9 protein-coding genes are annotated in these 10,854 nt (G+C 45.2%); 7 read left to right on the forward strand and 2 right to left on the reverse strand.

Annotated features, from left to right (window positions below; translation table 11 throughout):
• Positions 1-418: 418 nt before the first annotated feature.
• Together AAA939_RS14750 and AAA939_RS14755 are read left to right on the forward strand one after the other, a co-directional pair.
• Positions 419-1,735 (forward strand): C1 family peptidase, encoded by a 1,317-nt coding sequence (locus tag AAA939_RS14750; protein WP_338208671.1) that lies wholly within the window; start codon positions 419-421, stop codon positions 1,733-1,735.
• A 13-nt stretch (positions 1,736-1,748) separates the two neighbouring features.
• Positions 1,749-2,156: a helix-turn-helix domain-containing protein gene (locus AAA939_RS14755; RefSeq protein WP_338208673.1), complete on the forward strand. Its 408-nt coding sequence runs from the start codon at positions 1,749-1,751 to the stop codon at positions 2,154-2,156.
• Positions 2,157-2,220: 64 nt separating this feature from the next.
• Here AAA939_RS14755 and AAA939_RS14760 read toward each other — a convergent pair whose 3' ends face one another.
• The gene (locus tag AAA939_RS14760; protein ID WP_338208675.1) at positions 2,221-3,099 is read right to left on the reverse strand and encodes a DegV family protein; all 879 of its coding nucleotides are present in this window, start codon (positions 3,097-3,099) and stop codon (positions 2,221-2,223) included.
• 157 nt (positions 3,100-3,256) lie between these two features.
• Between AAA939_RS14760 and AAA939_RS14765 the strand changes: the two genes are divergently transcribed.
• Positions 3,257-3,730, forward strand: coding sequence for a GNAT family N-acetyltransferase (locus tag AAA939_RS14765; protein WP_338208677.1), 474 nt, complete (start codon positions 3,257-3,259; stop codon positions 3,728-3,730).
• A gap of 635 nt (positions 3,731-4,365) precedes the next feature.
• A complete protein-coding gene (locus AAA939_RS14770) occupies positions 4,366-5,169 on the forward strand; it encodes a 2-keto-4-pentenoate hydratase (protein WP_338208679.1) in 804 nt (267 codons plus the stop codon).
• 167 nt (positions 5,170-5,336) lie between these two features.
• Here AAA939_RS14770 and AAA939_RS14775 read toward each other — a convergent pair whose 3' ends face one another.
• A complete protein-coding gene (locus tag AAA939_RS14775; protein WP_338208681.1) occupies positions 5,337-5,873 on the reverse strand; it encodes a phenolic acid decarboxylase in 537 nt (178 codons plus the stop codon).
• 228 nt (positions 5,874-6,101) lie between these two features.
• Between AAA939_RS14775 and AAA939_RS14780 the strand changes: the two genes are divergently transcribed.
• The 3 genes from AAA939_RS14780 to adhE all read left to right on the forward strand — a co-directional run bounded on the left by AAA939_RS14780 (position 6,102) and on the right by adhE (position 10,173).
• On the forward strand, positions 6,102-6,653 hold the full coding sequence (locus AAA939_RS14780; protein ID WP_338208683.1) for a PadR family transcriptional regulator: 552 nt from the start codon (positions 6,102-6,104) through the stop codon (positions 6,651-6,653).
• A gap of 77 nt (positions 6,654-6,730) precedes the next feature.
• The gene (locus AAA939_RS14785; protein ID WP_338208685.1) at positions 6,731-7,192 is read left to right on the forward strand and encodes a universal stress protein; all 462 of its coding nucleotides are present in this window, start codon (positions 6,731-6,733) and stop codon (positions 7,190-7,192) included.
• Between the two features lie 377 nt (positions 7,193-7,569).
• Entirely contained in the window at positions 7,570-10,173 is a 2,604-nt protein-coding gene (gene adhE, locus AAA939_RS14790) for a bifunctional acetaldehyde-CoA/alcohol dehydrogenase (protein WP_338208699.1), read from the forward strand.
• The last annotated feature ends 681 nt before the right edge of the window (positions 10,174-10,854 follow it).

Consider the following 10,854-nt stretch of genomic DNA (forward strand, 5'->3'; position numbering starts at 1 on the left):
CTTCAATTACATTGACCGGACAACACAAAGAAGCGGCTTCACCGCGGTAGAATACCGCGGCAAAGCCGCTTAGACAGAACTCGAAAATTATATTATTTCACCTGTCAACTTGACAGGGACTAGTACAAAAAAATTTCTGGTTGGCTTTTCCTGTTGTTACGGTCGAAACGTGGTCCAAAAGGCAGTTTGTTCCGCTTGACCCAAAGGTAGCGACTATTCCAAACCCAGAAATAATCACTACTTTCACGTTAATACTCGCAAACTACCCGCCTTTTGGCCCACTCTTAGCTTACGATGTTCAGAAAAGTAAACAAAATCGGTTTTCTGATTGAATTTAAGCGTTAACAAGCCTAGAATGGTGACAATATTAAGTGACATTACAGTATATTAAATGAATCGTTGATGGAGGGAAATGCACATGGCAACAAAATTAACACAAGCCGCGTTAGCCGCATTACGAGCCAAGTACGCGGAAGATCCGAGCGCACCGGTTTTGACCCGGACCATCACTAAAAATGGGATTAAGGCGGCCAGCTTTGACAATCAAGCCGCTAGTCGTTTGGACCGCACGTTTTCAGTAGAAGTCCCAACGGGAAAAGTCAGCAACCAAAAGCACAGCGGTCGGTGCTGGGAATTCTCACTGCTGAATACGTTACGGCATAAATTTGCAACGAAGTACCACGTTAAAGACTTTGAATTGTCCGAAAATTACTTATTTTTCTGGGATAAAATTGAACGCGCCAACATTTTTTACCGCAACGTTGAACAGACGGCACGGCAGCCAATCAACGACCGGTTAGTCCAATTCTTATTTGCTAACCCGGGTGAAGATGGTGGTCAGTGGGCGATGGCAGCGAGTCTCGTGCAAAAATACGGGGTCGTACCAGCCAGCGTGATGCCAGAAACTTATAACACCGATAACACGACTGAATTTCAGGAAGTCTTGTCACGTAAGATGCGGAAGGACGGCTTGAAATTACGGCAGTTAGTGATGAATGGCGCTAATGAAGCGGAATTACAGTCGCTTGAAAAGAGCATGCTTCAAGAAGTTTACCGGATGGCGGCCTATTCCTTTGGCGAACCACCGACTCATTTTGACCTAGAATACCGTGATGATGATCATCAGTACCACCGCACGGCTGACTTAACACCGCAACAGTTTTATCAGGACTATTTTGACACTGATTTGGACGATTACGTGGTCGTCACTAACTCGCCCGATAAGCCGTTTAATCAGCTTTATAGTTTGCCGGACGAAGATAACATCATCGGTGGCAAACCGATTGAATTTTTGAACGTTGACATGGGCGTTTTAACGGACGTTGCCGTCCAACAATTGAAGGCTGGTGAAACGATCTGGTTTGGGAACGACGTTTTGCGGCAAATGGATCGTAAAGCCGGGTACCTCGATGCGCATTTATTTGAATCCGCCAAGTTATTCGGCATTAACGGCCACATGACAAAAGCACAACGTTTGTTGACTGGTGAAGGTGAAGTGAGTCACGCGATGACCTTGACCGGCGTTGATCTGGTTGACGAAACGCCAACTAAGTGGAAGGTTGAAAATAGTTGGGGTGTTGAAAATGGTGATAAGGGCTACTTTGTGATGACGCAGGATTGGTTTGACGCGTACGTTTACGAAGTCGTCGTGCATAAACAGTTCTTAGCGCCTGAATTTCAAGCGTTGCTAGCGGAACCAGCCCGGCGGTTGCCGGCCTGGGATCCGTTGAGTTAGGGGGACCGCGTTAATGGGAGTATTTTCTGATCGTTTAAAGACCGCGATGCAGCAGGCAGACGTGACGTCCGCGCAACTGGCGAAGCAAACGGGGATTGGTCGCTCATCAATCAGCCAGTGGCTCAGCAGTAAGTACGTGGCCAAACATGATAAGGTCGCAACTTTGGCGGACGCCTTACAAGTTGATGCGGAGTGGTTGCTCGGGACGAGTGACGTCCAAGCGCCACAGGTAGCGGCCGTAACCGAACCAGCCACCGTGGTTGATCCCGAGTTAGTCTCAATCTGGGAACAGCTGGATGAAGTGCAACGGGCAAAATTAGTAAAAAAAGGGCACCGGTTGCTACAAAAAGAAACTGAACCGGCACCGAAACGCAAAGCTAAAAAGAAAAAAAAGAAATCAAAAAAGCGTAATAAAGGTTAGTATAAAAGGGAGCCACCACAGTCACGTGCTGCGGATGGCTCCCTTTTTTGATGATATTAAATGATTAGTTAATTTTATCGAGGGGCCATTTTTCCCAGTCTTTTGCCCAGATGAGGCCCATAACGCCCTCACCAACGTGGACGCCAACTACTGGTCCAATCTCGCCTTCGTCAATGGTTAAGTCGGGGAAGGATGCCGTTAAGTCAGCCGTCCATTCGGCCTGTAACTTAGGATTATTCCCATTTTCGATAGTCACTCGGAGTGGGTAATCCGCAGCTTCGATTGCCGCAGCTAGTTTCGCTTTGATGGCAGCGTAAGCGCGGCGCATGGTCCGTTCCTTTTCAATGGCGACGATTTTGCCGTCTTCAAAAGTTAAAACGGGTTTAATGCGGAGCAAGTTACCAACGAGACCGGATGCATTGGATAAACGACCGGTCCGAACGAGGTGACTAAGGTTATCAACGACGAAGTAAACTTGAGTTGTGTCCCGTATGTTTACTAGTTGGTCAAGAACCTGTTCAGGCGTATATCCGGCAGCAATTAATTTTGCAGCCAGCAGGACCATGTAGGCTTCACCCGCCGCTGTGATTTTTGAATCAAACGGATAAACGTGAATATTAGTGACGTTGGGCAAGTAGCTCTCAAGGTTAGTGATGAAACTCGTGATCCCAGAGGAAAGGTGAATACTAATAACCGCATCGTACCCTTCCGCTGCTAATTGATCATACATTGTTTGCATTTGCCCGAGGGTAATCTGCGTCGTCGTCGGTAGCTCCGGTGTCGTCCGCATCCGTTCGTAAAACTGCTTGGATGTGATTTCAACATTTTCTAAATAAGTTTGTTTCCCGAAAATGACCGTGATCGGAACGACGTGAATGTTGTACTTTTGGATGTCAGCAGCTGATAAATAGCTGGCACTATCCGTAACAATTGCGGTTTTCATGGTTACCCCACTTTCGTTGTGAAAGAATTAAGTAGTATTATACCGCTTGTGACCTTGCGAATCTAGCACGGACGCCGGCAGTGGGGCCCGTGAGGATTGTAATTGAAAACAAGAACCGGCATAATAAGAACAACTAAAATTGGGGGAGGGGATGCGCATGACAACGAAAGTTGAAATCAAGGCTGCAACGGCAGCGGACCAAGCGGCGTTGGCGGAAATTTACTTGATTGACCGCCAGCAAGATTTTCCGTGGGTCGTCTCACCACAACTAAAAGATTTTGAACACGATAGTCGCGGCGAATTCGTGCTGGTTGCGTGGGTAAACGGGCAACGCGCTGGTTTTTGTTCGTTATACCGATTAGCTAACTTTATCCACCTGCTATTCGTAGCGCCTGATTTCCGGCACTTGAAGGTGGGCGAAAGTTTGTTAGCGGAGATGCGTCAATATGCGACCGAACCATTGACCTTAAAGTGCGTCATGGCTAATGAACCCGCGCTAAAGTTTTACGATCGGGTCGGGTTTCAAATCGTTAAGGCGGACCGGAACGCGTTACCACCAAATTACACGCTACGAGATACTAGGGTCGATCAATATATCGCGCTTGTCGATTTAGAAGCACATCCAGAATAAGGGTAATCAAAAATCTCATCTTTTTTTAATTTTTGTGTTGACATCCCGGTAATCCAGGATTAGACTCTAAACATTAATTAAATTTAGATTAAAAACTGTGATGAGGAACGGTATTAAGATTGTTAGTCAGCGAGCTGCGGATTGGTGAAAGGCAGTCAAGACAACTTGGTACGGATCGCCTCGGAGTTGCGTCTCGAAGGTTTGCTGGAGAAGGCGCTGGATGGTACCCATTAGTATACCGGCGTATCGCGCATTTGTGCCGTACGTTGAGGTGTTTGTTGTGAAGCAGGCACGAATAAAGGTGGTACCCCGTTTAAAACGTCCTTTAATTGACTCTAATGAGTTAGTTAAAGGACGTTTTTTTGATTGAATTTAAAGGTGGTGAGGATGATGAAATCGGACATTCAGGTGGCTAGTGATCGACGAGTGTGGGCAACGATGACTAGCCGCGTTGTAGGGAAAACCATCCTCGAGATGGTTGCGTAAGATTGATTCAACACATAGTTTTAGTATCAAAACGTTAACACATAATAAAGTGACAACACATATTGAGAAACAAGCGCATTTCATGCGACACATAGCGAAAACACATAATAGCAATTGAACGAAACATACACATACGGAGGAAATAGCTTATGACAACTACCACAATGACTGAAACTGAAAACCAATTAGCACAACAACTTTTTAATGCGTATCAGACCCAACACGCGCTTAATGCAAGTGATTTTACGACACAACTTGCGGATGAAGACGCGGCTTACCGAGTGCAAGCGGAACTAACGACCTTAAAAAACCAACCCGTTGGCGGGTACAAAGTCTCATTGACGAGTGAAACCACGCAGAAGATGTTTGACGCTAACGCACCACTGTACGGGGCCCAAGTTGCGAATCACTTTTTAACAGCGCCGGCGACGGTACGTCAGGGCGCAATGATGGCACCACTAGTGGAAGTTGAATTAGTCTTTAAGGCCAAGGAAAAACTATTTGCGACGGATAGTCTGGAAGATTTATGGCACAAAACAACGGTCGCACCGGGCTTAGAATTGCCAGATTCACGGTTTGCTGACTGGTTCCCAGACCTAGCCAAAAATTTGGTCGTGGCGGACGCTGCGGTCGGGGGATTTGTCGTTTATGGCACTGAATTAGACACGGATCAACGGTTTAGTTCGGTAGAAGACGTCGCAACGCCACATTGCACGTTGCGGCACGATGACGAGAAACTGGTTGACGGCGCAGCGAATGAGGTACTAGGTAACCCACTAAAGTCCTTGCAATGGTTAGTTTCAAAACTGGATGCTCAGGGTAAAGTGGTAACGGCTGGTCAGCGGGTCTCCTCAGGGACTTTCGTTTTGCCACCACATTTAACGGCGGGACACTGGCAAGCGGATTTTGACCATGAACTCGGTAACGTTCAGTTGGACGTGACGGCCGATTAAAGGCGTATGGAATGTTTCACGTGAAACATTAACTGTGCCGAATTAAATAACTTGAAATCAATAAAAGCCTTACTAACAGTGATTAAAATCATTGCTAGTAAGGCTTTCTTGATTATAGATGCGATTTTGATTATCTAAAACACACCGATTGTTTCTATAGTAAGGTCTTACTTGTTTAAACGGTGATAGTTTTGGTCGAAGTATTTACCGTTACGGATATCATCGGGTAACCCTTCGTATGGGGCTTCTGCGATAACGTCTTCGTTATTTTGGCCCGCGTCACCAGCGTAAGTGATGGTGGCAAATTCAGGGACAACTAATTTTGGATAGGTCGCGTATTTTTCACGTGCGGCTTCCATCACGTCAATGTGGTCGTTTTGGAAAGTCACGGTAATTTCTGGATGTTCTTGAACCCATTTAGGGAAGAAGATGGTCCCGTTAACTTTGTTTTCGTTTGGTAAGAAGTCCAAGGCAACGTCGGTCCCGGTTGGCTCAGTCCAAGCAACTTTGTAAATGCCTTCGGTAAGCATGACAATGTTCGCTTCCTGGTCCTTGACCCAACGACCGGCAACCATTCCGCCGTGGATTCGGTAATCAACGGTGTGATCATTTTTAGCGTACCATTCGTATTCCCAACCGTTGTCGTAAGTGTAAATAAAGTGGGTGCCTAAGAAGTCGTCGAGGGTTTTAAATGTTTTAGTCATGTAGATAGCCTGCTTTCTTAAATTGTGTTATTTAAAACGTGTAAATAATTACATGTATTTAACGATGTGATTAGTCTAACGCGCTGACCAGCAAACGTCAAGTCAAAAGTAACTTTAGGTGGCGGGACGGGGATCAGCGCACTCAGTTAGATGGTTATATTCAGTAATTCTAAACATGTCCCTTATGAGTGGTTTTGAGTGTATACTGAGTGCAAAGGGGGGCTTTTGATGGCACAAAAAAACAAACTCCAGTTCATTATTTTGGGACTTCTTAACCAGCAACCGTTGACGGGTTACGATCTAACCAAAGCATTTGATACTGAAATTGGTGAGTTCTGGCAAGCTCAGCATAGTCAAATCTATCCGCAACTTAAGCGGTTGGAGGAACAGGGCTACGTCACCCACGAGATTACGGTGAGTGGGGCTAAGCTAGAAAAGAAGCTGTACCATGTGACGGCCACGGGTGCGGAGCTATTGCGCCAGTGGATCACGGTCGGGACCCCCGATTTGACCGCAACTAAGGACGAATTTATTTTGAAGCTCTATTTTATTCATACGAACCGTGATCCGCGGTTACCAATGATGATTCAAGAGCAGCTCCGGTTGCACACGGATAAATTAGTTCATTTGCGGCAACGGATGACGGTCGTCTTTCCAGACAAAGCGTTGATTGAGGCACACTACGGGCATTATTTAATCTTGCAACACGCGATTGGCCGGGAAAACTACTACGTGACGTGGCTCAAGCAAACCTTAGCGGCGCTCCCAGCAGAGCAGTAGTTGCGGCCTCACATTAAGTAAAGCGTTATAATAACGATGATCAGACCAATTCAAAGCAATGAGGAGGATCCACTTTTATGGATAGCAAAAGCATGAGTGACCCACTAATCTATCGGCGGATACTATTGACCGTCGACGAGGATGACAACACGTCATCTGAGCGGGCGTTTCGTTATGCCACCACGTTGGCGCGTGATTATGCGGTGCCGATGGGGATTTGCTCAGTAATGGAAAGCGAAGATATCAATATTTTTGATTCACTGACGCCATCTAAAATTCAGGCAAAGCGTCACCACGTTGAAGAAGTCGTTGCGGAATACGTCAAAATGGCTGAGGCGGAAGGCGTGACCCACGTTGAACCCTTAGTTTATGAGGGTGGCGATGTGGACGACGTTATTTTGGAACGGGTGATTCCAGAATTCAAACCCGATCTGTTAGTGACGGGGGCGGATACCCAGTTTGCCCATTCCAAAATTTCAGGTGCCATTGGGCCGCGGTTAGCCCGCAAAGCCCCAATCTCCGTTATTGTGGTGCGGTAAACGACGATATTGAGTTACGATAATAAAAAAAGGCTGTTCAGAAATTTGCGGATTTCTGAACAGCCTTTTTTTGTCATTGGGGTGATCTCTGAATAATAATTAAAAGGGAGTAAGCACTGATTTTACATGACCTTGTGCCAAAAGTACTAGGGGTATCAAGCTGATTAAGTGTTTTGTTTAGAATCTATTGTGCATAGTTGAGCTTGTTATTTAGTTATTTTAAAAATCTAGAATGCCTTTAAACAGGGGAACATAGAACTAAATTAGTGACTAATAGCGATAAATTCTAAATTTCTTGTTGATTTTTTAACAAGGTCGCCTATAATAAAGATTGTAAAATAATTCACAAGGAATTGAAATGGAGGAACAGATTTATGATGAAAGCCACAGAAACAACCAAAACCGACAAAAACACGAATGAAGTTAATGACCTCATTGCTCGTTCAAAAAAGGCCTTAGCTGAATTGAAATCGTACTCCCAGGAACAAATTGATGAATTATGTGAAAAAGTAGCCGTGGCTGCTTTGGACAATCATATGAAATTAGCCAAGATGGCCGTTGAAGAAACCAAGCGTGGTGTGGTTGAAGACAAAGCCATTAAAAACATTTATGCAAGCGAATACATTTGGAACAGCATCCGTCATGATAAGACCGTTGGGATCTTAGAAGATGACGATGAAAAGCAATTGATGACGATTGCCGAACCAGTCGGGATCGTTGCCGGGGTTACCCCAGTAACCAACCCAACTTCAACGGTCGTTTTCAAAACTTTGATTTCATTAAAGGGACGTAACACGATCGTCTTCGGGTTCCATCCACAAGCACAAAAATGCTGTGCGGAAACGGTTCGGGTTATTCAAACCGCGATCGCCGCTGCTGGTGGTCCTGCCGATGCCGTTCTGTTTATCGAACACCCAAGCATTGAAGCAACGAACGATTTGATGCACCATCCTGACGTTGCCACGATTTTAGCTACTGGTGGCCCAAGCATGGTTACGGCCGCATACTCATCAGGCAAACCAGCCTTAGGTGTTGGTCCTGGTAATGGCCCGACTTACATTGAAAAGACTGCTGACATCAAACAAGCTGTCAACGACATCGTTCTTTCAAAGACTTTCGATAATGGGATGGTTTGTGCTTCTGAAAACAGTGCCATTATTGATAAAGAAATCTACGCTGACGTGATTGCAGAATTCAAACGTTTAGGTTGCTACCTAGTTAAGAGCAAAGACGTACAAGCGTTGAGCGATGCCGTTATTGATCCTAACCGTCACACGGTGCGGGGCCCAGTCGCAGGGAAGTCTGCTTACGAAATTGCCCAAATGGCCGGCTTAAAAGATGTCGACAAGAATGCACGGGTACTTTTAGCTGAAATTGATGGTGTTGGGATCAAACACCCACTATCAGGTGAAAAATTATCACCAGTACTGACAATCTACAAAGCAACGTCACACGAAGCAGCTTTCAAGCGTGCAAACGAATTACTTCATTATGGTGGTTTAGGCCATACTGCTGGGATTCACACTAAGGATGACGAATTAATCAAACAATTCGGCCTTGAAATGCCTGCTTGCCGGATCTTAGTTAACACACCTTCTGCCGTTGGTGGGATTGGTAACATCTACAACAACATGAAACCATCATTGACGTTAGGGACAGGTTCATACGGTGGCAACTCGATTTCTCATAACGTTACGGATACCGATTTAATCAATATCAAAACGGTTGCGAAGCGTCGGAATAATATGCAATGGGTAAAGATGCCTCCCAAGGTCTATTTTGAGCGGAACTCCCTCCGTTACTTGGAAACGATGGCTGGCATCAAAAAGGTTTTCCTAGTTTGTGACCCTGGGATGGTCAAATTTGGGTATGCTGATCGGGTAACGGCTGTCTTGAACAAGCGGAAGGAACCCGTTGACATCGATATCTTCTCTGAAGTTGAACCAAACCCATCTTCAGACACGGTTTACAAAGGTGTTGCTCGGATGAAGACCTTCGAACCAGATACGATTATCGCCCTTGGTGGTGGGTCCGCAATGGATGCCGCCAAAGGGATGTGGCTCTTCTATGAACATCCAGAAACATCCTTCTTAGGTGCAAAGCAAAAGTTCTTGGATATCCGGAAACGTGCTTACAAAGTACCCGTACCTAACAAGGTAACTTACATTGGGATTCCAACGACTTCTGGGACTGGGTCTGAAGTAACGCCATATGCGGTTATTACCGACTCACAAACCCATGTTAAGTACCCAATCACTGACTACGCAATGCAACCAGACGTTGCAATTATTGACCCACAATTTGTTGAAACGGTTCCGGCACGGACGACTGCTTGGACTGGGTTGGATGTCATTACCCACGCCACAGAATCTTACGTTTCAACGATGGCTTCGGACTACACCCGTGGCTGGTCAATTCAAGCTTTGAAGTTAGCCTTCAAGTACTTGAAAGCTTCTTACGATGGCGACAAGCACGCCCGCGAGAAGATGCACAACGCATCGACGTTGGCTGGGATGGCCTTCGCGAACGCCTTCTTGGGTATTAACCACTCGATCGCGCACAAACTTGGTGGGGAATTCAACTTACCTCATGGGTTGGCCATTGCGATCACTTACCCACAAGTTGTTCGTTACAATGCTGAAATCCCAACTAAGCTGGCAATGTGGCCTAAGTACAACCACAACACTGCCTTGAAGGACTACGCGGATATTTCCCGGGCCCTTGGCTTCCCAGGCAAGACTGACGAAGAACTCAAGGAAAGCTTGGTTAAAGCCTTCATCGACTTGGCACATTCAATGGATGTTACGTTGTCACTCAAGGCTAACCGCGTTGAAAAGAAGCACTTCGACGAATCCGTTGACCATTTAGCAGAATTAGCTTATGAAGATCAATGCACGACTGCTAACCCACGCGAACCACTCATTAGCGAACTGAAAACTATTTTGGAACGCGAATGGGATGGCCAAGGAACTGAAAAATAATCGTGCCGTTAAATTAAGTCTTCCATTTTAAAACTAGAGCCCTCAGGGGAATGATGAACTGTCATCGTTTCCTTGGGGGCTTTAGTCTTGGCATCAAGTGACGGTAATTAAGTACTATATATAGAAGAAAACGAAATTAATTATGCCTAAATTTGAAACTATTACGTGTGAACTTGGGTTAATGGGTTCATTGGAGTTAGCGTAATTCAGATGGTACGGGACAACATTCTTGGTGTAACGCGTAGGTGGGAAAGAGCAGTTTAGCGGACTTTTTTGAGATTATAAGTAATTAAGGGTTGCAAGTGGGGGAGAAGACTGGTAAATTAGTAAATGCTGCTGCTGCGATAACCAGCAAACTTGAACACTTAATTTAGGACAATCCAAAATAACTTTTAAAAGTTATTGACAAGATGTTTCGTAATTGGTAAGATAGTTTCTGTTGTCGAAACGACAGCCATGACAATTGAGATTGTTGCTTCTTGAAAAAAGATGTTGACATGAAAAACTTAAGATGTTATGATAATCAAGTTGCGTTAAGGAATTAACGTAACGAATTAGACCTTTGAAAACTGAACAAAGTTTCGACAAATCAAATGTGTAGGGTCTCTTGATCTTGTATCAAGAGCAAAAACATTTGCGAAGTCAATTCGTGAAAACAATTAATAAATTTGAACCAACTTT

Origin of the sequence: Lactiplantibacillus paraxiangfangensis, from assembly GCF_036246185.1 — a bacterium.
GTDB classification, from domain to species: Bacteria; Bacillota; Bacilli; order Lactobacillales; family Lactobacillaceae; genus Lactiplantibacillus; species Lactiplantibacillus paraxiangfangensis.

Bases quoted from the DNA above. Each gene is read 5' to 3' on its own strand.
- AAA939_RS14750 (WP_338208671.1), top strand. From the start codon at position 419: ATGGCAACAAAATTAACACAAGCCGCGTTAGCCGCATTACGAGCCAAG.
- AAA939_RS14755 (WP_338208673.1), top strand. From the start codon at position 1,749: ATGGGAGTATTTTCTGATCGTTTAAAGACCGCGATGCAGCAGGCAGAC.
- AAA939_RS14760 (WP_338208675.1), bottom strand. From the start codon at position 3,099: ATGAAAACCGCAATTGTTACGGATAGTGCCAGCTATTTATCAGCTGCT.
- AAA939_RS14765 (WP_338208677.1), top strand. From the start codon at position 3,257: ATGACAACGAAAGTTGAAATCAAGGCTGCAACGGCAGCGGACCAAGCG.
- AAA939_RS14770 (WP_338208679.1), top strand. From the start codon at position 4,366: ATGACAACTACCACAATGACTGAAACTGAAAACCAATTAGCACAACAA.
- AAA939_RS14775 (WP_338208681.1), bottom strand. From the start codon at position 5,873: ATGACTAAAACATTTAAAACCCTCGACGACTTCTTAGGCACCCACTTT.
- AAA939_RS14780 (WP_338208683.1), top strand. From the start codon at position 6,102: ATGGCACAAAAAAACAAACTCCAGTTCATTATTTTGGGACTTCTTAAC.
- AAA939_RS14785 (WP_338208685.1), top strand. From the start codon at position 6,731: ATGGATAGCAAAAGCATGAGTGACCCACTAATCTATCGGCGGATACTA.
- adhE (WP_338208699.1), top strand. From the start codon at position 7,570: ATGAAAGCCACAGAAACAACCAAAACCGACAAAAACACGAATGAAGTT.